23 protein-coding genes and 1 pseudogene are annotated in these 20,569 nt (G+C 65.0%); 7 read left to right on the top strand and 17 right to left on the bottom strand.

Annotation, left to right across the window (positions count from 1 at the left end):
- Positions 1 to 43 precede the first annotated feature (43 nt).
- Positions 44 to 438: pseudogene (locus tag I6F37_RS02370) on the top strand (DUF599 domain-containing protein); the annotation flags it as partial.
- Between the two features lie 945 nt (positions 439 to 1,383).
- Here the strand turns inward: I6F37_RS02370 and I6F37_RS02375 are convergent.
- The 4 genes from I6F37_RS02375 to mgtE all read right to left on the bottom strand — a co-directional run bounded on the left by I6F37_RS02375 (position 1,384) and on the right by mgtE (position 5,193).
- Entirely contained in the window at positions 1,384 to 2,223 is an 840-nt protein-coding gene (locus I6F37_RS02375; RefSeq protein ID WP_225150159.1) for a hypothetical protein, read from the bottom strand.
- Positions 2,224 to 2,272: 49 nt separating this feature from the next.
- Positions 2,273 to 3,091, bottom strand: a complete 819-nt coding sequence (locus tag I6F37_RS02380) for an aldo/keto reductase (RefSeq protein WP_225150160.1) — start codon at positions 3,089 to 3,091, stop codon at positions 2,273 to 2,275.
- 186 nt (positions 3,092 to 3,277) lie between these two features.
- Entirely contained in the window at positions 3,278 to 3,595 is a 318-nt protein-coding gene (locus tag I6F37_RS02385; protein ID WP_036013755.1) for a DNA-binding transcriptional regulator, read from the bottom strand.
- A gap of 176 nt (positions 3,596 to 3,771) precedes the next feature.
- Positions 3,772 to 5,193: a magnesium transporter gene (gene mgtE, locus I6F37_RS02390; protein ID WP_225114942.1), complete on the bottom strand. Its 1,422-nt coding sequence runs from the start codon at positions 5,191 to 5,193 to the stop codon at positions 3,772 to 3,774.
- Positions 5,194 to 5,276: 83 nt separating this feature from the next.
- Between mgtE and I6F37_RS02395 the strand changes: the two genes are divergently transcribed.
- Positions 5,277 to 6,104: a polysaccharide deacetylase family protein gene (locus I6F37_RS02395; RefSeq protein ID WP_225150161.1), complete on the top strand. Its 828-nt coding sequence runs from the start codon at positions 5,277 to 5,279 to the stop codon at positions 6,102 to 6,104.
- A gap of 157 nt (positions 6,105 to 6,261) precedes the next feature.
- The gene (locus I6F37_RS02400; protein ID WP_225114943.1) at positions 6,262 to 7,602 is read left to right on the top strand and encodes a polysaccharide deacetylase family protein; all 1,341 of its coding nucleotides are present in this window, start codon (positions 6,262 to 6,264) and stop codon (positions 7,600 to 7,602) included.
- Between the two features lie 104 nt (positions 7,603 to 7,706).
- Here the strand turns inward: I6F37_RS02400 and I6F37_RS02405 are convergent, their stop codons facing one another.
- On the bottom strand, positions 7,707 to 8,081 hold the full coding sequence (locus I6F37_RS02405) for a hypothetical protein (protein ID WP_036013747.1): 375 nt from the start codon (positions 8,079 to 8,081) through the stop codon (positions 7,707 to 7,709).
- Positions 8,082 to 8,366: 285 nt separating this feature from the next.
- Here I6F37_RS02405 and I6F37_RS02410 point away from each other — a divergent pair, with 285 nt between their 5' ends.
- The gene (locus I6F37_RS02410) at positions 8,367 to 8,624 is read left to right on the top strand and encodes a hypothetical protein (RefSeq protein WP_036013744.1); all 258 of its coding nucleotides are present in this window, start codon (positions 8,367 to 8,369) and stop codon (positions 8,622 to 8,624) included.
- 22 nt (positions 8,625 to 8,646) lie between these two features.
- On the opposite strand, the gene I6F37_RS02415 is transcribed toward I6F37_RS02410, so the two are convergent.
- The 6 genes from I6F37_RS02415 to I6F37_RS02440 form a co-directional block, all read right to left on the bottom strand.
- Positions 8,647 to 8,835 carry a hypothetical protein gene (locus I6F37_RS02415; RefSeq protein ID WP_225114944.1) on the bottom strand — a complete coding sequence of 63 codons (189 nt, stop codon included), beginning with the start codon at positions 8,833 to 8,835 and terminating at the stop codon, positions 8,647 to 8,649.
- 10 nt (positions 8,836 to 8,845) lie between these two features.
- Positions 8,846 to 9,175 (bottom strand): four-helix bundle copper-binding protein, encoded by a 330-nt coding sequence (locus I6F37_RS02420; protein ID WP_036013740.1) that lies wholly within the window; start codon positions 9,173 to 9,175, stop codon positions 8,846 to 8,848.
- Positions 9,176 to 9,273: 98 nt separating this feature from the next.
- Complete coding sequence (locus I6F37_RS02425) at positions 9,274 to 10,176, bottom strand: NAD(P)/FAD-dependent oxidoreductase (protein WP_036025632.1); 903 nt, start codon at positions 10,174 to 10,176, stop codon at positions 9,274 to 9,276.
- Complete coding sequence (locus tag I6F37_RS02430; RefSeq protein WP_225114945.1) at positions 10,173 to 11,249, bottom strand: flavodoxin family protein; 1,077 nt, start codon at positions 11,247 to 11,249, stop codon at positions 10,173 to 10,175. The genes I6F37_RS02425 and I6F37_RS02430 overlap by 4 nt, the downstream gene beginning before the upstream one ends.
- Positions 11,250 to 11,314: 65 nt before the next feature.
- Positions 11,315 to 11,515: a hypothetical protein gene (locus I6F37_RS02435; RefSeq protein WP_036013732.1), complete on the bottom strand. Its 201-nt coding sequence runs from the start codon at positions 11,513 to 11,515 to the stop codon at positions 11,315 to 11,317.
- On the bottom strand, positions 11,515 to 11,724 hold the full coding sequence (locus I6F37_RS02440) for a hypothetical protein (protein ID WP_036025634.1): 210 nt from the start codon (positions 11,722 to 11,724) through the stop codon (positions 11,515 to 11,517). Before I6F37_RS02440 ends, I6F37_RS02435 begins: the two co-directional genes overlap by 1 nt.
- Before the next feature lie 99 nt (positions 11,725 to 11,823).
- Between I6F37_RS02440 and I6F37_RS02445 the strand changes: the two genes are divergently transcribed.
- A complete protein-coding gene (locus I6F37_RS02445) occupies positions 11,824 to 12,318 on the top strand; it encodes a hypothetical protein (protein ID WP_225150162.1) in 495 nt (164 codons plus the stop codon).
- Here I6F37_RS02445 and I6F37_RS02450 read toward each other — a convergent pair.
- Complete coding sequence (locus I6F37_RS02450; RefSeq protein WP_036025636.1) at positions 12,315 to 12,515, bottom strand: hypothetical protein; 201 nt, start codon at positions 12,513 to 12,515, stop codon at positions 12,315 to 12,317. The two genes, I6F37_RS02445 and I6F37_RS02450, sit on opposite strands and share 4 nt — an antisense overlap.
- Positions 12,516 to 13,129: 614 nt before the next feature.
- Between I6F37_RS02450 and I6F37_RS02455 the strand changes: the two genes are divergently transcribed.
- Positions 13,130 to 13,324, top strand: a complete 195-nt coding sequence (locus I6F37_RS02455; RefSeq protein ID WP_225114947.1) for a hypothetical protein — start codon at positions 13,130 to 13,132, stop codon at positions 13,322 to 13,324.
- Positions 13,325 to 13,395: 71 nt separating this feature from the next.
- On the opposite strand, the gene I6F37_RS02460 is transcribed toward I6F37_RS02455, so the two are convergent.
- The 4 genes from I6F37_RS02460 to I6F37_RS02475 all read right to left on the bottom strand — a co-directional run bounded on the left by I6F37_RS02460 (position 13,396) and on the right by I6F37_RS02475 (position 18,772).
- The gene (locus I6F37_RS02460; protein ID WP_225114948.1) at positions 13,396 to 14,154 is read right to left on the bottom strand and encodes a Crp/Fnr family transcriptional regulator; all 759 of its coding nucleotides are present in this window, start codon (positions 14,152 to 14,154) and stop codon (positions 13,396 to 13,398) included.
- Positions 14,154 to 17,324: a CheR family methyltransferase gene (locus I6F37_RS02465; protein ID WP_225150163.1), complete on the bottom strand. Its 3,171-nt coding sequence runs from the start codon at positions 17,322 to 17,324 to the stop codon at positions 14,154 to 14,156. Before I6F37_RS02465 ends, I6F37_RS02460 begins: the two co-directional genes overlap by 1 nt.
- Before the next feature lie 163 nt (positions 17,325 to 17,487).
- Positions 17,488 to 17,754, bottom strand: coding sequence for a hypothetical protein (locus I6F37_RS02470; protein ID WP_225150164.1), 267 nt, complete (start codon positions 17,752 to 17,754; stop codon positions 17,488 to 17,490).
- A gap of 10 nt (positions 17,755 to 17,764) precedes the next feature.
- A complete protein-coding gene (locus tag I6F37_RS02475) occupies positions 17,765 to 18,772 on the bottom strand; it encodes a chemotaxis protein CheB (protein ID WP_225150165.1) in 1,008 nt (335 codons plus the stop codon).
- A gap of 87 nt (positions 18,773 to 18,859) precedes the next feature.
- On the opposite strand from I6F37_RS02475, the gene I6F37_RS02480 reads away from it, so the two are divergent.
- Positions 18,860 to 19,255: a response regulator gene (locus I6F37_RS02480; RefSeq protein WP_225140145.1), complete on the top strand. Its 396-nt coding sequence runs from the start codon at positions 18,860 to 18,862 to the stop codon at positions 19,253 to 19,255.
- A 365-nt stretch (positions 19,256 to 19,620) separates the two neighbouring features.
- Here the strand turns inward: I6F37_RS02480 and I6F37_RS02485 are convergent, their stop codons facing one another.
- Entirely contained in the window at positions 19,621 to 20,403 is a 783-nt protein-coding gene (locus tag I6F37_RS02485) for an SDR family oxidoreductase (RefSeq protein ID WP_109143431.1), read from the bottom strand.
- Between the last annotated feature and the right edge of the window lie 166 nt (positions 20,404 to 20,569).

Below are 20,569 nucleotides of genomic sequence, written 5' to 3' on the forward strand. Positions count from 1 at the left end.
CAGCCGCTTTTAGCGCCATCGCCTGCCGCCAATCAATCGTTGCTCGCCCGCTTTGTGGGAGCTGAAATGCGTCGGCCTCGTGCTGATTTGCGTCTACGCCTTCTTCAAATTCGCCTGGGCCTATCGCCTGTTCAACTATGTCGCGATCCTGTTCGGCGGTATGCCGCCGGCCTCACAGCGCGACACCCCCGAGGCCGAAGCCCACGTCATCCGCACCTCGCGCCTGTTCGAATCCGCCGGCCGCCACTTCAACCGCGGCCAGCGTGCCTTCTTCTTCGCGCTCGGCTATCTCGGCTGGTTCGTCAGCCCCTGGGTGCTGTTCGTGACCACGGCAGCGGTCGTGGTCGTGACCTGGCGGCGGCAGTTCGCGTCCAGCGCCTGGGCCGCGATGGCACCGGGGCGGTGGATGGTGGTGAGGGGATGAAGCGAGGGCATTGAGCCACGTGTCCCGGACAAGCTGCAACGCGTGAAGCGTTGCGGCGCAGAGCCGGGACCCGCGCCACACGGATTGCTCGGAGGCATGGGCCCCTGCTCTGCAGCGCATCGTCGAACCGGACGATGCTTCGCATCGCCGGGGGGACGCTGCGCTGCGTCCGGGGCACGAGATCGGATCACAGACATGCCTTCGCGATCTCGCGGCTGCTTCGCCCGAGCTTTGCTTCGTCTCGCCGCCCTCATAGCCAAGAGGGCGCAGGGAAGGCCGGGTGCCGGCGGCACCCGCGGTCCGCTGCGCTAGAGCACACGCAGGAAGAACCGCACAGCAGCATACAGGTGAAGCCCAACACACGGCCTTCCCTGCGCGATGGTCGGACGGCTTATGCCGCGCTCTCCCGGGAGCCGAGTTCCCTCTGGCCTCCCTCACTCCCGCGAAAGTCGCCGGCACCGCGCCGGTTGACGCGAGGGCCGCATTCGCCAGAGCTTGGCCGTAGCAACGACGGCCAGGACCACACGGTTTTGCCGTACGCGCGGTTCGTTGGCGCCGCAGGGTTCGACGGCGTTGTGCACGTTGCCATCGAAATGCCGGCGCGACGAACCTGACAGCGCCGCTCGTCCGTACGAAGCCTCGGGGCTCACGGAGAGCAATCCGCCCTGCCCTCAGCTCTCGTACACGACGCTGCCGCGTCCACCGCAAGCCCGGCTCGCGACAATGACGACCTCATGGTCGCCCCTCGAGATTGAGCCGGGATGGGCGACACATACGCCATTTCCGAATTTCGGTAAAGCGGAATATTTTTATGCGGGCAGATTGACAGAGAAGCGAAACACCCTGCTCTCGTAGCCCGGATGGAGCGCGAGCGTAATCCGGGACAATTCGAGCTGCCGGGCGAGCAGCCCCGGATTACGCTTTGCTCCATCCGGGCTACACGACTACACGACGACGCGCTATCCGCCGAAATCCTTCGGGCTGAACGGCAGATCCAGCACCTTCCATTCCCCGTACAGATTGGCCGGCAACATCTTGTAGGGTTGGCAGTTCTGCAGCGCGCTCGTTGCGGACTTGACGATGGCCACGCCCTTGGCGGACGGCGGCGCCTCGATCAGGATGGGCTCGCGCGCCAGCGTGCCGTCGGTGGCGAACACGGTGCGCAGCTTGACATGAACGTTGTCGGTCGGTGCGACGCCGGCCGGAAGCTTGGCGCAGCCGCGCAAGTGACGGCGAAGCTCCGCGATGACCTCGGGCGGAAGCTTCGCAGCGATTGAAACGTTGGCATCCCCGCCGTCGTCCTTGGCGCCTTTCGGCTCGACCGGCAATTCGGGCGGCAAGCCCAGCATGACCCCGTACTTGATGGTGACGTCCGGTTGCGGCGTCTGATAGGCCGGCGGCGGCGCGGCCTGCGGCGGCGGCTGCGCGTTGGCCTCACGCTCCTTCGAGGCCTGCGGCTGCTTCTGCTGCGGCTCAGGCGAGGCCTGCTGTGACGGCGATGGTGCTGCCGCCTGCGGCCTGGCCGCAGGCTTCGATGCTTCCGCCTTGTCGGTGATATCCGGCTTCGGCAGCTTCAGATCGGGGAGCGGCTCTGGCGGCTTCGCCTCTTCCTTCTTCTCCTCGGCCTTGGTTTCCTCCTGCTTCACCTGCTCCGGCGTGACGATGTCGACCGCGACGGTTTCGGGCGGCTGGCTATGAAACGGACGGACCTCGCTGATCACGATGATCAGCGCCACCAGCGTCAGATGGGCGATTGCCGAGGCGGCAATGTCCGTCCGTATGATCTTCCCCAGTTCCATCGACCGATCTTGGGTTGCCGCCGCGGTCCTAGCATACCCCGGGTCCCTCTCAATCCCATTTCGGGGCGAAGCCAAAGTCGGTCAGGCGTCCCTTCGGATTGGCGAGCGCGGCGATCCGGTCCATCTCGTCTTCCGACAGCTCGAAATCGAAGATCTCGATGTTCTCCGACAGGCGCTCGATGCGCGAGGTGCGCGGGATCGCAGCGACATTCTGCTGCACCAGCCAGCGCAGGCAGACCTGCGCCCCCGTCTTGCGGTGGACGCGACCGATCTCGGCCAGCGTCTGGTCGGACTTGATGCGGCCCTTGGCGATCGGGCTGTAGGCGACGAGGGCAAGGCCATGCTGGTCGCAGGCTGCCCTCACCTTCGCCTGATCGAGATAGGGGTGATACTCGACCTGGTTGCAGACCAGCGGCTCCGCCGACAGCGCGACCGCCTGCTCGATCAGTGCCACGGTGAAATTGGAGACGCCGATGTGGCGGGTCAGGCCCATCGTCTTTGCATGCGACAGCGCGCCCAGCGTCTCCGCGAGCGGCACATGAGGATTGGGCCAGTGCAGCAACAACAGATCGACCGAGGGAAGCCGCAGGCGAGCGAGGCTCTCCTTCACCGAGCGTTCGAGATCATGGGGTGCGAAATGGTTGGTCCAGACCTTGGTGGTGAGGAATACGTCGTCGCGGCGCACGCCGGAGGCGCGCAAGCCGTCGCCGACCTCGCGCTCATTGTCGTAGACCTGCGCGGTGTCGATATGGCGATAGCCGAACCGTAGCGCCTGCTCGACCACGCGCGCGGCCGGCCTTCCGCTCAGCTCCCAGGTTCCGAGACCGATCGCCGGAATCCTTGCGCCATTGGCCTCGACGAACAGCATGAGGAATCTCTTCCGTTGCGACAGCCCCAGACGTCATTATGGACCCGGTCGATGATGCTGCCAACGGAAGCCGCGGCAGCCAGGCAGAATATTCGATGCAGGCCTTGCGGGAGGTTGTGCGTCAGGCCTTGGCGTCAGGCCTCGGCGTCAGGCCTTGGCGTCAGGCCTTGGCGTCAGGTCTTGGCGTCAGGTCTTGGCGAGCGCCTGGAACACCGTGTCGGGGGCATGCGCGATCACCGTGAGCAGTGCGCGGGCCGGGCCGCGCGGGGCGCGTTTGCCCTGCTCCCAGTTGCGGATGGTCTCGACGGGTACGCCGAGCCTGGCGGCGAACTCCATCTGGGTCAGGCAGGCGCGCCGGCGCAGATCGCGCACCGCGAGCGGGCCGGTGTCAGACGGCGCCGCATTGGCCGTCGGCTGAACCGAAAGCGGCTGGACCGGAAATTCCTGCCCATTCCGCAATTCGACGATCCGTCCGTCCGCCTTCAGCCGCAACCGCATGCCCATTCCCCCAAGCAAAGGCGATGATGCGGCAGGTCGCTTAAAGTCGGATTAAAGACGGTTGTCGTCATTCCGGGGCGCGCGAAGCGCGAGCCCGGAATCCATTGTGCAGCGTCGACGCGGACAAATGGATTCCGGGTTCGCGCCAAGTGGCGCGCCCCGGAATGACGATGGGGTGAGACCTACTTCAACCCGAACCAGAGCGTCGCAATCCCGAGGAAGGAGAAGAAGCCGACGACGTCGGTCACGGTGGTCACGAACGTGCCCGACGCCACCGCCGGGTCGGCCCGCACGCGATCCAGCGCCATCGGGATCAGGATGCCGCCGAGCGCGCCGGCCACGAGGTTGCAGACGATGGCGAGCCCGATGACGATGCCGAGGCCCGGGATCTTGAACCAGGCCACCGCGGCGATGCCGGTGATCACGGCGAAGGCGAGGCCGTTGACGAGGCCCACCAGGGCCTCGCGCATCACCACGCGCCAGGCGTTGGAGGAACCGAGCTCGCGCGTCGCCAGCGCCCGCACCGCCACCGTCATGGTCTGGGTCGCGGCATTGCCGCCCTGGCTCGCCACGATCGGCGCCAGCACCGCGAGCGCGACCATCTTCTCCAGCTGGCCCTCGAACAGGCCGAGCACGGAGGACGCCAGGAACGCGGTGGCGAGGTTCACCAGCAGCCAGTTGAAGCGGCCGCGGGCGATGGTGAGGAACGTGTCCGACAGCTCTTCGTCGCTGGTGACACCGCCGAGCGCCTTGAGGTCCTCGTCCGCCTCCTCCTCGATGACGTCGACGACGTCGTCGACGGTGATGACGCCGACGAGGCGGTCCTGGGTGTCGAGCACGGGCGCGGCGACGAGATTGTATTTGCCGAACATGCGCGCCACCTCTTCCTGGTCCTCCAGGACGGAGACGCGGCGGCGGTCCTCGTCGGTGAGCTCGGTCAGCGCCACCGGCCGGCGCGTGCGCAGGAGCACGTCGAGCGGCACCGCGCCCTGCCAGTGCTGTTCCTTGTCGACGACGTAGATCTCGTAGAAGCGGTCGGGCAGATCCGGCGTCTCGCGCATGTAGTCGATCGCCTGGCCGACCGTGAAATCCTGGGGCACGGCGATGAACTCGGTCTGCATGCGGCGGCCGGCGGAGTTCTCCGGGTACAGCAGGCTGCGCTCGAGCGCGACGCGCTCCTTGAGCGGCAGCTTCTCCAGGATCTCTTCCTGCTCCTCGGCACCGAGGGTTTCCAAGAGCTCGACCGCATCGTCGGATTCGAGCTCACGGACGCCCTCGGCGACCGTCTCCGGCGGCAGCTCCTCGAGGATCTCCTCGCGGACGGTCTCATCGACCTCGTTCAGCGCCGAGAAATCGAAATCGCGGCCGGTGAGCTCGACCAGGCGGACGCGGTCGTCGGGATCGAGGGCGCCGATCAGATCGCCGAGATCGGCCTCGTGCAGCTCCGCGACGCAGGCACGCAGCGCCGCGCTGTCCCCGGCCTCGATCGCACGGGCGACCTCCTCGACGAATTCGTGCCTGATATCGCCGTCTTCATTGCGCATCGGCACGTGGTCGAGTACCGAATCCGCAGCCGATGGGGCAACGTCCAGATGTTCATCCATGGCGCGCCTCGCCGTTTGACAGGTTGGAACCGGTGGTGTGAGCTGAGGCTTCAGGCAATACCCACAAGGCAAAGCCGAGCGCAATGGCAAAGATGCTGCGACTAAGGTGGACCTCGACCATGGCGGGCGCGCTTGTCGCAACCGTCATCGGCAATGCCGCGACCGTCATCGGCGCCGCCGAGACGGAGGCCGCCGAGTGCCCGCGCAAGGACGCGCTCGGCACCTCGCGCGTCTTCAGCGTCGATCCCAAGACCTATCCGCGCGTGGGCCTGAAGAGCTTTCCGCAGACGCTGCCGCTGGCCGATCGCGAGGTCGTGCTGACCTTCGACGACGGGCCGAACCCGCCGACGACGTCGAAAGTGCTGGCGGCGCTGGCACAGGAATGCGTGCGCGCGACCTTTTTCCTGATCGGCCAGCACGCCTCCGAGCACCCGGACATGGTCAAGCGCATCGCCCGCGAGGGCCACACCGTCGGGCATCACTCCTACTCGCATCCGTTCATGGGGCGTATTCCGTTCGAGAAGGCCATGGCCGACATCGATCGGGGCATTGCCGCAGACGAAATGGCGCTACACGGAGTCTCGACGACGACACCCTCGACGCCGTTCTTCCGCTTTCCCTATTTCGAGTCGACCCAAGCGCAGCTCGACCTGCTCCAGTCGCGCGGCATCATTGTGTTCGGGGCCGATTTATGGGCCAGCGACTGGGAGGAGTTGACGCCGGAGCAGCAATTGAAGCTCGTCACCGAGCGTCTGGCCGCGAGCGGAAAGGGCATCATCCTCTTCCACGACAACGAGGCGCGCACGGCCGCAATGATGCCGGCGTTTCTACGGTATCTGAGGGAGAACGACTATCGGGTGGTCCACATCGTCCCGGCGGGCACATCACAGAAGAGCGCCGATACGCGCTGATGCCGGAATGTCACGCCCGGGCAAAATGGGGTGATTTGGGGCCAATTAACACTCTGTTCATGCTACCCCGTGAAGATGAGAGCGGCTGCGGCTGAACCGTTTTGAGCCATCTCCGACCTATCTAGGGCGCCAAATTGCATGGGGGCAGACGAGGTTCATGATCGGAAGTAGCGTTGTTTTGCGGACGCGATCGTGGATCGTCCTCTGTCTGGGAATGCTCACCGCCGGTTCGCCGGCCGCGCTCGCAGCCGAGTGTCCCGGCCACCCCGACGCCCTCGGCACCTCCCGCACCCTCGTTGTCGATCCGCGCGAACATCCGCTGATCGGCACCATGCAGTACCGCGAGACGCTGCCGCTGAAGGACCATGAGGTCGTCCTGACCTTCGACGACGGTCCGATCCCGAAATATTCCAACCAGGTGCTCAAGATCCTGGCCGACGAATGCATCAAGGCGACCTTCTTCATCGTCGGCAACCAGGCCAAGGCCAATCCGGAAGGCGTGCGCAAGCTGGTCGCGGCGGGCCATACCGTCGGCACGCACAGCATGGACCATCCGCTGACCTTCGACCGGATGCCGATCGAGAAGGCCGAGGCGGAGATCAATGGCGGCATCGAATGGACCGCGGCCGCGATGACCGATCCGTCGCAGCTCGCCCCGTTCTTCCGCATTCCCGGACTGATGCGCGCCGAGGGCATCGAGAACCATCTGATTGCGCGCGGCCTCCAGGTCTGGAGCGCCGACTTCCCGGCCGACGATTGGCGGCACGTGTCGTCCGACCGCGTCTACCAGCTCGCGATCCAGCGGCTGGAGGCCAAGGGCAAGGGCATCCTGCTGCTGCACGACATTCAGGCCCGCACGGTGGCGGCACTGCCCAAGATCATCCGCGACCTCAAGGCGCGCGGCTATCGCATCGTGCATGTGGTGCCCGCCAGTCCCGAGCGGCCGGCGACGCCGACCACGCCGGTCGAATGGCTGATGCATCCGCCATCCGAGACGACGCCGATCGCGCGCTGGCCGCGCGTGCCGCATTTCGTGTTCACGCAGACCAGGACGCTGCCGGCGCCTGCGCTCGCGAACCTCAATGTGCAGGGCGAGCATCAGTCGCTGCTGCCGCGCCGGAGCAAGGGCCAGATCGACCTCGCATCCACCCTGCCCGTCCCGGGTCGCGATCTGTTCGCGATTCCGGAAGGCTCGGTCGAGGTGCTGATGTCGACGACCTTATCGCGGCGCGCCGCGACCCGGCTCGCCATGGCGGCCGAGAGGCCACATCCGGCCAAGGACAAGGCAGCACAGGGCAGAGGCGCGAAGGGCAAGACGGCCAAGCTGCATGGGCGGCGTACCGCCCAGGCGGCGCCGGCTGCAGCGGATCACGCCGCGCAGCCCGTCGACATCGTACCCAAGAGTACCGCGGCGAAGAGCGCCGCGGCCAATGGCGCGGCCTCCAAGGGCGTGCCGCCCCGTCCGACCCGCGTCGCCAGCCTGAAAAAACGCGCCTAAAGCGCGATGAGATTAGGATGAATCATCATCGCGCTTTAGGTTGTTGTTTATGCATGATCTTTTCGGAAGACCGCTTCGCACTTTTCCGGATCATGCTTTAGCTGCTATTGCCGCATGATGGCGGCGACGCAGAGCAGCACGATCAGCGCCAGGAAGAACAGGTCCATGTAGGACTTGAGCTCGCCGTCCCGCCGCAGCCGCGCGACGTCGGTGATCACCTGCTTGCGCGCGGTGGTGCTGCCCGAACCGTCGTTGATCGGAGCCTGAAGGCGCTTGGTCTCGGCCTCCAGCTTCTCGATCTTCTGGAAGAAGTAGAACGCCCGCAGCGTCGAGGCCGCGCGCATGGCGGCATAGACCAGCACCAGGATCGCCAGGATCGCCCGGTTCGGATACTTTTCCATGAAGTTCAAGCTGAAATAGACCACCGCCATGAAGGCGAAATTGGTGAGGAAGCGGTAGACGAAACTGAGAAAAACCATGCTGGCTCGAAACCTTGAGGGGGTCGCAACCCTATGGTGCTGCGAAGTGCGGGATCGGGACCCAGACCGGAACGGCGAGCCTGGATACGGCCCGTCTACGCCAAGTTTGTTTCAACAAAGATACTGCCGCCCCCGCAACTAGCCGCCTTTTAGCCTGACGCGGCCATAAGGCAAGCCGGAGCATGGCCCCTGGCCTCGCGCGCGCGAACGGCCCGCAACGGCTCAATGGCGATTTGGCCGAAGGCGCGGTAAACTGTGACCGCCACCAGATGTGGGGTTCTTCCGATGTCGAAGAAGGGAATCACGGGCCACGACGACTGGGTTCTGACCGAGGCACTCGCGACCGCCCTGGTCGCGCTGGAGCAGCTCGAACCGAAGCACCAGCCGAACGCGCATATGGAGGACATCCGCAAGCTGCTCGCGAACGGCAAGGAGCCGGCAGCGGTGAGCCTGCATCTTGCGCAGGCCAAATGCCGTCTGTTTCCCGAGCTCGACCCGCTGCAGATCTACCGGGAATACGGCATCGGCGAGGAGTATGGCTGAGGCCGCCGGTCGACGATCGAGCTCAAGGCCCGCCGGCGACCGATCCTGCGATCACCATGACAAGCGCGCCGAGGTCGATCTTGCCGTTGACCGTCAGCTCCTCCGAGGCCGCTCCGTCTCCCGCGCCCTGCACCTTCAGCGATTGCGGCCGGTCGGCGGCCTGACGCTGCAATTCGCCGACGATCGCTTCCTTGAGTTTCTCTTCCAGCATGGGCACCTCCTCAAGCCGCCATCGCGCGGCAGGATTGGGCGCAGGAGCGGCACGTCGCGACGCATTCGTCCATGCCGCCGATCCGGGCGCAATCCTCGGCACATTCGGTGCAGATTTCGGCGCACTCACCGCAGGTGTGCTTATGATGCGGCGTGTTGATCAGCATGAAGTGCGCGGCGGTCCGGCAGATCTCGGCGCAGGCCATCATCAGGCGGAAATGTTTCGGCTCAACATGCTTGCCGCCGGTCTCGAGGCAATGGTTCATCGCCGTGCCGAGACATGTCTGGTAGCAGCTCATGCAAAGCGCGATGCAGCGGGTCATGTCTTCGGATTGAGCCATCGGTTGTCTCCAGTTGCGCGCCCCGCTCCGCTCGACCAAAGCGGGGCAACGCGCTTCGTTCCCGGTTCCAGTCGATTGTGAGGCTCACCGCCGTCCCATCACGCAAATCGCGGCGGCAGGCTGTTGTGGATCGTGCAGGCCGCGATGGCCGCGTGGCCGAACGCGACCGAGATCTGGTGCAGGTCGGTGACGACGTCGCCGATTCCGTAAAGCCCGGCGATCGACGTGCGCTGGTGATCGTCGACCTTCAAATGACCGTCCGCAGTGTGGTCGGCGCCCAGCGCCATCGCGAGCTGGGAGCGGACCTCCGCGCCCATCGCAGGATAGACGATGTCGAATTGCGCGGTACGTCCGTCGGCGAAATCCGCTTCAACGCCGCCGCCTCGCCGCGCCAGGCGCAGCTCGGGCGCGAACACGATTCCGACGCCCGCCTCGGACAGCTCCGACGTTGCGGCCTTCGCGTCGTCCGCGCCGGTCGCAAGCAGCGTCACGTCGCGCGCATAGCCACGCAGGAAGAGCGCCTTTGCGGCGGCACGATCCAGCGGCCCGACGACGCCAATGCGGCGGCCGGTGGCCTCGAAGGCGTCGCAGATCGGGCAGTAGCGCAGGAGTCCGTCCGCGACCGCCGCGCGCCACTCCGCGAATGGCGGATGAGTATCGACGATCCCGCAGGCGAGAATGACTGTAGCGGCCGCATGCCCGCGGCCATTCCAGCTCGCTTCAAAACCGTGTTCGTGACGCTGCAACGCCGTGACCTCGGCCTCCACGCGTGTGACGGCGAGCTCGTTCAGCTGGGCCGACATCCGCTCGATCAGTTCCGCGCCGGACAGGCCGTGGACGAAGCCGGGGACATTGTGGCTGCGCGGGATCAGGGCCGCCCGGCTCGCGCCGGCGTCCACGACGCAGACGCGGCGGCGGAAGCGCGCTAGATAGATCGCGGCCATCAGTCCCGCCGGCCCGCCTCCGACGATCAGGCATTCAAGGGGTGGCGCGCCGGTCATTTGGGGTTCGGATCCGCAAGACCGGCGCCGGGCTCATCGAGGCGCCCGCTTCGCGCGAGCCGGACGGCATTGCCGAGCGCGCGCGCCGCATTCTGCACTTCCTGCTGGAATTCGCGGTCCTCGTCGAGCTCACGATGGGATGTGGCGTATGGCTCGTCGTAGCCGACATAACCGTCGAGCTCGGCGTAGCGCCCTGCCGAGATCAGCTGCATGTCGGTCAGCCAGTCGGACAAGGCCCGGCGCACGCCCTCGGCGCCGACAGCATCGCCGTGAACGACGAGGCCGAAATGGCGGCCGGCGAGATGGCGCGGATAGGGCCAGCCCTTCAGCTCGATCGCCTTGGCTTCCGCGGCGTTCTTGCCGTGGGTCGAGGTCGGATCGGGATTGCCGCCATCGGCGCAGACCATGCGGTCCATCATCGCCTTGAGACCGGCGGGCACGTGATACCAGTTCACGGGCGCCACGATCAGAATGCCGTGGGCGGCAACCCAGAGCGGATAGATCTCGTTCATCCAGTCGTGGGTCTGGCCCAGCGAGTAGTTCGGATAGCAGCTGCACGGCCAGTGGCACAGCGGCATGGCGGTGCCGACGCAGGACTTGCAGGGATGAATGGTTTTGCCGAATTCCGAAGCGAGGCGCGACAGATCGAGGATGTCGACGGCAAATCCCATCTCGATGAAGACGGGCTCGGCCAGCTTGACCAGCCGCCAGGTCTTGGACATCTCGCCGGGACAGGTGTGCTCGCTGCGGGCCGAGCCGTTGATGATCAGGATGCGCGGCGTCTCGTCGGCATCGTCGTGGCGACGCTGCGCCTCCAGGATTTTTGAGCGCGCATCGAGCCAGTCGACGGCGAGATCGTAGTCCGGGTCGGAAAAGCCTGCACCGGCCTTCCGCGTCAACGGTGCCTTGCGCGAATGGCTGTAGGCGTCCCAGGCCGCAGCGATGATGGCATCGAGCTCGCGCCCAAGCGGAGCAAAGGCGGGATCGACGAACTGACGCTTGTAGCGCCGCTCGAACTCCTCACGCGACAGCTTGACGGGCGGCATCCCCTTGCGAATGTCGGCGTCCGTCATGCTAGCTCCTGGCGAAGTCGAATCCCTCCGACCCAACCCGGCGCCCAGCGTGCGGTTCCCAAGCCTTACTGGCGAACAAGCTCCTGCGGCGCATCGAATTTGGCGATCCGTTGATCGAGCCGCCACAGCTCGATGCGATGCACCAGGACGAGCGAGGCGGCTTCGCGCTTGGCCTGCTCGTCGTCGTCGCAGACGAGGTTGATGCATCCGAACACGTGCCCGTCCGGATCGATCTGGAACGCGCGGTAGTGCTTGATACTTGCCACTATAGGTGTCCTCGCCTTGGAGCGACGGGTGCGCTGAGCCAATCCGTGAGGTTCGAGGTCACTTCGTTCTGCTTGGCGCGACGCAGCAGCATCTCGCGTTCCCTGCCGGGCGGCAAGTTGCGGGCGCGCTCGCGCGCGCTTTCGGCAAAAGCGGCCAGTCGCTCCTGAAGCGTTTGGGTCTGTTTCCTGCGGTTACGTTTGGCGGTCATTTTTACTTTTGTACTTTCGTGGAGAATTTGGTTGGAAGGGAATCGGCCCCGGCGGGGGATCGGGCGCCGGGGCCCAGGTTCTCTTGTCACTCAAGTCGCTTGCCGGTCGAGGCGGCTCGGCCCGGCAACGATTGTAGCTTCCGTCGCAACAGCCGGTTCCAGCATTTCAATAAGTTAACGCTGCGCGATTTTGCGCAAAGCACAACCGCAGGACCGATCGGTTTGGACCGCGCCGGAACCGAAATGCTGATTCGTATGTTCAAGGACGACTTGAAGGAGGATCATCATGGCAAGAGCAGCATGGAAACGACCGGGCTCACCGATCGGCCGCAAAGGACCGCGCAAGGCAAATCCCGCCTACAAGCGCCGCGCGCGCGAGCCGTGGACAGCGGCGGATGTAAGCAAGCTGAAGCAGCTTGCGAAAGGCAACACGCCGACCGGCGTGATGAGCATCAAGCTGCAGCGCCCCGTCACGGCCATTCGCAGCAAGGCGCAACGCGAAGGAATATCGCTGCGGCCGGTCAACCGCTCCCCGTACAATCGGCGAAGCAAAGCCGCGAAGCGGCGCTGACGACGCGCATCGCGCCGGGCTAGCTTGGCGGCTGCAGGCCCGGCGACCTCAGCCACTCGCTCATCTGAGACCCAGTTTCCGCCTGACGCGCCTTGCGCAGGACTTCGTCGCGCGCCGCGCCGGGCGGAAGCAAGCTGGCCTGTTCGCGTAGCCGCTCCGCCTCGGCGGCGAGCCGCGCTTCCAGAGTGTCGACTTGCTTGAATCGATGTCGCGTCCTCATCAGGCGTCCTCCTGGTGCATGAGGTCGATCGCGCCGTTGCGTTCCGACGGGTATTGATGCCAGGCTGCACAGCCTGGCCAAGGATCTAACGTTCCAGAAAGGGAACGGTTGCCTGTTTGGGGAAAAAGACCGGAGTTACGATTCCTCGTTGTCCCGGCGCGCCCTGATCTCGGAGCGAAGCATGGCGCTGTCCATAATGGCCAAACGTAAATCGTTCACGGTGTCGCCGTAGCGGCCCGCAACTTGTCTATGCTGCTCCCGGAGGGCGCGACTCTCTTCGATAGCGCGTGTTGCGCGGGCAAACAGCGTGTCTGGCATCAGGCATCATGCAACAGAGCTCGCGAGCGCGCACTTGCATAGGTTACTCAAATGGGGCCAACGGCTCAAAAAGCGTCGCCGCTTAACCTGGATCAAGTCGCCACAACCCGCCAGACCGCCCTCAACCACGTACCGGTAGCCCGGAACAGGAATCGGCCGACAGGTCCTCGATTTCCTTAGCTGAAACGCCACAGCGGGTGTACGGTGATCTCATCACTGGCTGTGGCTCTGCCCGTAGGCGCCGGTGGCTGAGAGACCGATGGTGCTCCCGCCTGCATGACCCGGGGGAGCGCCTGATGGCGAAGCCGACTCGTTATCCATTGCAGTCCGATGAGAAGCACGTGGAGCAGGTTCGCAAGGCGATCCGTGAATCGCTGGAGGTATTGACGCTTCCTCGACCGGATACGTTCCTGGGCCGGAAAACTCACGAGCCTTTTCCGAGTGAAGACGATGTTGGTGTGCAGGACGGACAGCGCTCCAAACCGGCGTGATTGCGAGCAGGACGACATCCTGTTCCGGCCCATGTCAGCGAAATGACTCGTCTGGCCGCGACGGAACGGCGTCAACGGACCGCTTCAGTCGCCCGGTAGATCCCGAGATAGCTAGGCGAATACAGCGCCGCATTCTTGAGCGCATCGAGGTCCGGGATGGTCAGCGTCCGCTCGCGCAGCACGATCAGCTTCGCCGCGCGCAGCTCCTGGAGCGTCCGATTGAGGTGAACGACCGAAAGCCCCGTCGCATCGGCGAGATCCGTCTGCGTGACGGGCATGAGGCAGGAATTGCCGTCGACCATTCCCACCGGGCGAAGCCGCTCGAAGATTTCGCAGAACAGGTGCGCCACGCGCTCCAACGCGACGCGACGGCCGAGATTGATCGCCCATTCCCGCTGGATCGCATTGTTGAGCAGCGTCTCGCACCAGAACGCTTCCGAGAGCGTAGGGTTGTTGGCGAGGAGGTTCTCGAAGCGGGCGCGCTTGATTTCGGCATAGACCACGGGCGTCAGCGCCACGATCGAATGATCCATCTCCGACAGCAGGTAAGCATGCGCATCGCAGCTTTCGCCCGGGAAGATGAAATTGACGATCTGGCGCCGGCCGTCATCGAGCGTCTTGTAGCGGCCGAGCCAGCCCGACAACAGGACGCGGACGGCATCGACGGAATCACCCTCGCTGATCAGATCCTCGCCGGATCCGGCGCGCTGGAGGCCCTCGAGCACGGCGTATTCCAGCGATGCGCGAGCCTCGGCCGACAGCGGCCGTAGCGCGCTCAGCCGACGAATGGCCGGCTCCAAAACGCTGCGATCGGCTGTCGACAGCGGCATCAGGCAGCCACCACCGGTGTGTGGAAGGCGCGCTTTGTCAAGGGGATGGTGATGGTGCATTGCAGCCCGGCAGAATTGAATGCCATCGTGGTCTGCCCCTTCAGCTCGAACGCCAGTGTGCGCTCCAGAAGCTCGGTTCCGAATCCTTTTCGCGGCCTTGTCGTGACAGCAGGCCCGCCGCGCTCCCGCCACTCGAACACCAGCTCCGCCGGCTCGGTGCTCTCATCGACGCGCCAGGTGACCTCGATGCGCCCGCTTGGCTGACTGAGTGCCCCGTACTTGAGCGCATTGGTGGCGAGTTCGTGGATCGAGAGCGCGAAGGTTTCGGCGGCCTTGGGCTGGAAACGGATTTTGGGGCCCGAGACCCGCATCTGCTCGCCTTCCCTGGCATTATAGGCGAGCAGCTCCTCGACCACGAGATATTCGAGATCGACGCCGCCTTCGGGATCGCGCGTCACCAGCGCCTGGGTACGGGCGAAGGCGTTGAGACGGCCGTCGAGATGGGAGGCGTATTCCTCCACGGTCGAGCTCGTTTCCGCCGAGCGGCGGGCAATCGAGCGCACCACGCCGAGGGTGTTGCGAACCCGGTGCTGGAGCTCGGCGAGCAGCAGGCGCTGCCGCTCCTCGGCACGGGTGATGGCGGTCACGTCGATGAAGGTGATGACGACACCGGCGATGAAATTGTCGACGCTGCGATATGGCAGGATGCGCACGATGTAACGCGTGCCGCTGTCCGGCGCGCTCAGCTCGCGCTCGACGCTGGCGAGCGTGCGCAGAACGCGGCGGATGTCGTCGTAAAGCTCCTCGATCGGAATGCGCGCCTTGATATGGCTGATCGGCCGGCCCGTATCGGTCTCGACCAGATGCAGCAGCTGGGTGATGGCGGGCGTGAAGTTCATCACGCGCAGATCGTTGTCGAGGAAGACCGTGGCGATCTGCGTGCTTTCGAGGAAATTCTTGAGGTCGCTGGTGGCACGCGTCAGCTCCTGAACGCGGTGTGCCAGCTCACCGTTGACGGTGGTCAGCTCCTCGTTGACCGACTGCAGCTCCTCGCGCGAGGTCTCGAGCTCCTCGTTGGCCGACTGCAGCTCCTCGTTCAGCGATTGATATTCCTCGTTCGACGATTTCAGCTCCTCGTTGGTGCTCTCGAGCTCCTCGATGGTCGCCTGGAGGCGCTCGCGCGTGGCGCGCAGATCATTCTCGAGGCGCTCGACGTGCTCGGTGCGCACCAGCACGTTGGGATTGGCCTGGTCGGATTCGATGGTTCGCGCAGGGCCGTCCTTGAACAGGACGACGAAATTGCGGTGGCCGCCGGCGCCCTCCTGGATCGGCTCGACCGTGATGTCGACGAGGACGCGGTGACCGTTGGCGCCAAGCTGCACCTGATCGGCATGAACCGGCTCGTTGCTATCGGAGGCGCGGCTGAGCGCGGTGCGCAATTCCAGCCGCAGATCGCGGTGCACGAGCTGCAGCAGGTCGAGCGTGGCGGCGCCCGCCGTCGGCTCGATGTAGCGGCCGGTGCGCCCGGAGAAATGTAGAACCTGGAAATTCTCGTCGGTGATGACATAGGCCGGGGCATAGCGCTCCGCGATGCGCTGCGCGCGCCGCTCCAGGCCCACGTCGGGGCCGAACGAGCGCATCGCCGGCACCTCGACCGGCACCCTGCCCGCCGCGGTCGTGATCGGAAATTCCGGCGGCAGCCGCGTCCCGGTCTCGAGCTTCTTGAAGATCCGGGCGCGGCGGTCGACCGGCGCGAACAGCTTCGGATGCCGGGTCACGTTCTCGGAATTGCCGAGGAACAGATACCGCTCCGGCAGCAGCGCGAAATGGAACAGCGGAATCACCCGGTTCTGCAGCTCGGCGTTGAGATAGATCAGCAGATTGCGGCAGGAGACGAGGTCGAGCTTCGAGAACGGCGCATCCTTGATGACGTTGTGCTGCGAGAAGATGCACATCTCGCGCAGCTCCTTCACCACGCAATAGGTATCGCCCTCGCGCACGAACCAGCGCGCCAGCCGCTCGCTGGTCATGTCCGTCTCGATAGTGGTGCGATAGCGGCCGACGCGGGCGGTCGCCAGCGCCCGACCATCGATGTCGGTGGCGAAGATCTGCACCTGCGGCACGGAATCCATCCGTGCCATGTGCTCGCGCAGGAGAATGCCGATCGAATAGGCCTCCTCGCCGGTGGCGCAGCCGAGCACCCAAACCCGGATCTGCTGGCCTGCGCCCTTGCCCTCGAAAATCTTCGGGATGATCTGCATCTCCAGCACCTCGAACTCGCGCTTGTCGCGGAAGAATTCGGTGACGCCGATCAGGAGGTCGTTGAAGAGATACTGGGCCTCGTCCTTGTCGTTGCGAAGGAAATCCACATAGGCGGCAATGTCGTCGATCCGGACCACCTGCATGCGCCGCTGCACACGGCGCAGGAACGTGTTCTGCTTGTAGCCGTGGAAATCGTTGCCGGTCTTGTTTCGCAGGATGTCGGCGATGCGCGACAGCGAACTGGCGGCCGCGGCGAGGACCTCGTCGAAGCCCTGCTTCTCCTCCAGACGCCTGAGATGACGGGCATAGACTTGGATGTGCTCGGGGATGTCCTCGGGCGGCAGCACATAGTCGGCGATGGCGGCGGGCGTGTTGCCGTTGCGCAGATGCTCAGTCTCTTCCCGGCCCGCAACCCTTTCGGCGATGGCGAGACCGCCGTGATCCTTCAGCGTTGCGGTGCCGAGCGTACCATCGCCGCCAGTACCGGCGAGAATGACGCCGATCGACTGCTCGGCGCGCTCTTCCGCCAGCGACACCAGGAAGCTGTCGATCGTGGCACGCTCGCCGGGCCCCTGCTCCGCCTTCCGGATCGCAAACCGAGTGTCCTGGATCGTGGTGATCATCGCTGGCGGACACAAATAGATCGTGCCCCCCTTGATCGGGTGACCGTTGCCGATCTCGGCGACTTTGCCGCCATTCGAGCTCTGCACGATTCCGCGCAGCCTTTGCTGGTCGAACGTCTCATGATGCTGGAGCGCCAACACGACCGCCTGATCGGCCCCGACGGTCAGCTTGGCAAAGAAGCGCTCGATGCTCTCCAGCGCATCGGGCGAGGCGCCCACACCTATGATCAGCGGAGTCCTGGTCTGCCGCTCTCCTTGAACCGGCTGGTCGCCGACGTCGTGCATGCTCTGGTGGCTCTCGTTGGCTCGCCGGGACCGATCAGGCGCCCGGCTCCTGCAAATAGCAGGAATCGATATTATCCCAACAGATTAAACGCAAAAATGTCCCGAAGCCCCGGCGTGACGGCTGGAGGAACTCGTCGTCTTGATCGGGGGCAGGCCCGCACTCCTAACCGGCCTCGACCCCCTGCCGGAGGTATTCGATCCGCTGCGCGATCAGGACGCGGTGGCGCTCCCATTCGATCAATGTCTGCTTGAGCAGGCCGACCAGCCGCTCCGCCTGGCGCGTGTCGTGTCCGCCGGCCATCAGCTCATGCAGCCGATCCTCCTGGTCGCGGATGCGCTGCCATCCCTCCTCGATGTCCTGATCGGCCTTCACCAGCAGGCGTTGCTCGGCAGCGAGCTGTGCGGTGCGTTCGGCAAGGGAGATGGCCATGGCCGTGCCTTCACGCCTCCCGTTTGCCCACGGAAGGATCGAGCGACTTTAGCATGACGCGTCGGATCATGTCGGCATATTCGCGGTATTCGAGCGCCCGAGCCTCGTACATCTCGGCCACGGCGGCCCGGCCGCTACGCCGGCCGTCGGCCGCCATGCGCTGCACCAGTTCCGCGCGCTCCTCGATGATCCGCAGCGCGACGCGCAAGGCTTCATCGACGCGCCCCTCCTGCTCCTTGGCGAGCGCATCGGCGGTGAAACCGTGGCCGACCTGGCAGCGGAAACGCATCGGGCGGGCGTTCTTGACCTCCGAGAGCACCCCGCCGCAGGTCGGACATGTCAGCGCGACAGGGTCAGCCACGGCGGCGAGATTGTCGCTGCCGATCCGCTCACCGGCCGCGATCTCGACCTCAAGCCTGATCTCGGGCGGGATCGGCAGTGCAGCGCCGGCCTGCTCCCTGACCAGTTCGGAGAGCACGTCGCCCATGGTGGCGCCGGGAACGCAGAGGTCGACCGTGGTCGCCTCCATGGCGCGCCGCGGCATCTCGTCGGAGATCGCGTCCGCGGGATCTTGCACCACGGCCATCCCGCCGCAGCGCTTGATGGCGTTGAGGCCGGAAGCGCCGTCCGACAACAGGCCGCTCAGGAGCACGCCAATGACGCGCGGCCCGTGATAGAGGGCGGCCGAGCGGAACAGGGCATCGATCGCCGGCCGCACCATGTTCTCGCGCGGGCCGCGGCCGAGGAAGATGCGGTCCTCCGTGACGAGAAGATGATGGTCCGGCGCACCCAGGTAGATCTGGCCGGGCTCGATCTTCATGCCGTTCTCGGCCTGCCGCACCGGGAGCGGACCGGCACTGCCGGCCACGGTAGAGAGAATGCCGATGCCCTGCGCCGGAATGTGCAGCACGATGAAGACGGCGGCCGGCAGATCCGCCGGCAGACGGCCCAGAATCTGCTTCAATGGAGCGGTCGCTCCGGCCGAGCCCCCGATGACAATGATGTCGCGGTTGCCCATGGAACCCGCCTCCAATTGCATCGTTTGCACTTTGCACCAAGGCGGATCGTCGGCTTATGTTCCTGTGCGTTTGGAGGCCGAGACAGCATGGCGACATCGTCGCATCAGCGCGCAGAGCTCAAGGGGCGCCGCATCTTCGTGGTCGAGGACGAGTATTTTCTCGCCGATGACATCGGCAAGACATTCCGCGCGCTGGGCGCCGAGATCGCCGGTCCCGTCGGCGATCTCGAAGACGCGCTCAAGATCCTGCACGACGGCAGCGTCCTGGACGCTGCCGTGCTCGACGTGAACATCCGCAGCGAAATGATCTTTCCGATCGCCCGCGAGCTGAGAGCGCGCAACGTGCCCTTCCTTTTCACCACCGGGTACGACAAGATCACGCTCAGTCCGGAATTTCAGGACGTGCCGCTCCTGGAAAAGCCGATCGATCTTGCGGCGATGGCACGGAAGCTCACCGGACTCATCGCCGAGCAGCCGGTCTAGTCAAAGCGGTTGAAAGCTCGCAGCCGGACGACGATCAAAATAGATGCGCGAACGCAAGCCACGCGGTCACCGCCAGGCAGAGGATAACTGCGGCGTAAGGTAGCGCGATGCGCAAGACGGCAAGCTCCCCACCTTCAGCTCATCATCATCCAGACGATTGCGACCATCATCACGAGAAAACCCGTAACGGCAGTCGCGATAAAGGCCTGTTCGATGCGATCCATCGCCACAGCGGCCCCCCTCTTGTTTCAGCCCGTACAATTTGACGGTTTGAGGGCCGCGGCGCATTAGGCTATGTGAATCGGGGGTCTGCTTTCTCTTCGCAAGAGGGTTCGCGCGCTTCGCAACATTGCGCGCGCGTCGCTCTAAGACCTTGCGGTACCCGGTTCCGCCATCTTGCGATGCTGCTTGGCCAGCATCTCGTTCGGCGTGACGTTCGCGACCGTCGTCTGGATCTTGTTCTTCAGCCCGGTGACGATGTCGGCGTCTCCGCGCATCATCGCATCGAAGCCAGCCTTGGCGACATCGTAGGCGCCGTCCTTCTTCTCGGTGCCGACCTTGGTGTCCATCATGTCGGCGCGGCGGAAGAACTCGGTCTCGGTCGCACCCGGCATCAGGCAGGTCACGGTGACACCGCTGTCGCGCAGCTCCTCACGCAGCGCGAACGAGAATGAATCCAGGAACGCCTTGCTGGCGTTGTAGGCGGCCTGGAAGCTGCCCGGCATGAAGCCGGCGATCGAGCCGGTGATCAGGATGCGGCCGGCATTGCGGCGGAGCATCTCATTGCCGACGCGGTGGATCAGATACAGCGTGCCGGTGATGTTGGTGTCGATGAGGTGTTTCACCCTGGCAAAGTCCTGGTCGAGGAACGCCTTGCCGAGGCCGATGCCGGCGTTGGCGAGCAACGCGTCAATCGGCCGGTCGCCGACCGCCGCGCACAGCTTGTCGACGCCCTCGGTGGTCGCAAGATCGGTCTCGACCGGCTCCACGCTGCCGCCGAGCCGCCGGAGATCGACGGCCACCTGCTCGATCTGGGACTCGTCGGCCGCGACGACGAGGTTGAATCCGGCCTGCGCGCAGCACCTTGCGAGTTCCAGACCGATACCGGTTGAGGCGCCTGTGACGACGGCGAGCTGATTGGCGGACATGCGGCAAATCCTTGTGATTGAGCCTTTGGAATGAGGTGATCACGCTCAATCGCTGCCCTGCTCTCTCGTTCCTATTTGCGCAGTGCGAAGAATTTGCGCGCGGCGATAGCAACCATCGTTCGTGCCTGGACTTAGATGGCACGTGGTGCAACCGGGAGGACGGACG

This window comes from Bradyrhizobium sp. NBAIM08 (assembly GCF_020193935.1).
Lineage (GTDB): Bacteria > Pseudomonadota > Alphaproteobacteria > Rhizobiales > Xanthobacteraceae > Bradyrhizobium > Bradyrhizobium yuanmingense.

What these genes read in the sequence shown, in the direction of transcription:
- I6F37_RS02455 (WP_225114947.1), top strand. Translation starts at nt 13,130, where the DNA reads ATGGCGAAGCCGACTCGTTATCCATTGCAGTCCGATGAGAAGCACGTG.
- I6F37_RS02410 (WP_036013744.1), top strand. Translation starts at nt 8,367, where the DNA reads ATGTCGAAGAAGGGAATCACGGGCCACGACGACTGGGTTCTGACCGAG.
- I6F37_RS02475 (WP_225150165.1), bottom strand. Translation starts at nt 18,772, where the DNA reads ATGGGCAACCGCGACATCATTGTCATCGGGGGCTCGGCCGGAGCGACC.
- I6F37_RS02480 (WP_225140145.1), top strand. Translation starts at nt 18,860, where the DNA reads ATGGCGACATCGTCGCATCAGCGCGCAGAGCTCAAGGGGCGCCGCATC.
- I6F37_RS02425 (WP_036025632.1), bottom strand. Translation starts at nt 10,176, where the DNA reads ATGACCGGCGCGCCACCCCTTGAATGCCTGATCGTCGGAGGCGGGCCG.
- I6F37_RS02420 (WP_036013740.1), bottom strand. Translation starts at nt 9,175, where the DNA reads ATGGCTCAATCCGAAGACATGACCCGCTGCATCGCGCTTTGCATGAGC.
- I6F37_RS02405 (WP_036013747.1), bottom strand. Translation starts at nt 8,081, where the DNA reads ATGGTTTTTCTCAGTTTCGTCTACCGCTTCCTCACCAATTTCGCCTTC.
- I6F37_RS02465 (WP_225150163.1), bottom strand. Translation starts at nt 17,324, where the DNA reads ATGCACGACGTCGGCGACCAGCCGGTTCAAGGAGAGCGGCAGACCAGG.
- I6F37_RS02430 (WP_225114945.1), bottom strand. Translation starts at nt 11,249, where the DNA reads ATGACGGACGCCGACATTCGCAAGGGGATGCCGCCCGTCAAGCTGTCG.
- I6F37_RS02375 (WP_225150159.1), bottom strand. Translation starts at nt 2,223, where the DNA reads ATGGAACTGGGGAAGATCATACGGACGGACATTGCCGCCTCGGCAATC.
- mgtE (WP_225114942.1), bottom strand. Translation starts at nt 5,193, where the DNA reads ATGGATGAACATCTGGACGTTGCCCCATCGGCTGCGGATTCGGTACTC.
- I6F37_RS02380 (WP_225150160.1), bottom strand. Translation starts at nt 3,091, where the DNA reads ATGCTGTTCGTCGAGGCCAATGGCGCAAGGATTCCGGCGATCGGTCTC.
- I6F37_RS02440 (WP_036025634.1), bottom strand. Translation starts at nt 11,724, where the DNA reads ATGACCGCCAAACGTAACCGCAGGAAACAGACCCAAACGCTTCAGGAG.
- I6F37_RS02395 (WP_225150161.1), top strand. Translation starts at nt 5,277, where the DNA reads ATGGCAAAGATGCTGCGACTAAGGTGGACCTCGACCATGGCGGGCGCG.
- I6F37_RS02485 (WP_109143431.1), bottom strand. Translation starts at nt 20,403, where the DNA reads ATGTCCGCCAATCAGCTCGCCGTCGTCACAGGCGCCTCAACCGGTATC.
- I6F37_RS02385 (WP_036013755.1), bottom strand. Translation starts at nt 3,595, where the DNA reads ATGGGCATGCGGTTGCGGCTGAAGGCGGACGGACGGATCGTCGAATTG.
- I6F37_RS02415 (WP_225114944.1), bottom strand. Translation starts at nt 8,835, where the DNA reads ATGCTGGAAGAGAAACTCAAGGAAGCGATCGTCGGCGAATTGCAGCGT.
- I6F37_RS02470 (WP_225150164.1), bottom strand. Translation starts at nt 17,754, where the DNA reads ATGGCCATCTCCCTTGCCGAACGCACCGCACAGCTCGCTGCCGAGCAA.
- I6F37_RS02460 (WP_225114948.1), bottom strand. Translation starts at nt 14,154, where the DNA reads ATGCCGCTGTCGACAGCCGATCGCAGCGTTTTGGAGCCGGCCATTCGT.
- I6F37_RS02400 (WP_225114943.1), top strand. Translation starts at nt 6,262, where the DNA reads ATGATCGGAAGTAGCGTTGTTTTGCGGACGCGATCGTGGATCGTCCTC.
- I6F37_RS02450 (WP_036025636.1), bottom strand. Translation starts at nt 12,515, where the DNA reads ATGAGGACGCGACATCGATTCAAGCAAGTCGACACTCTGGAAGCGCGG.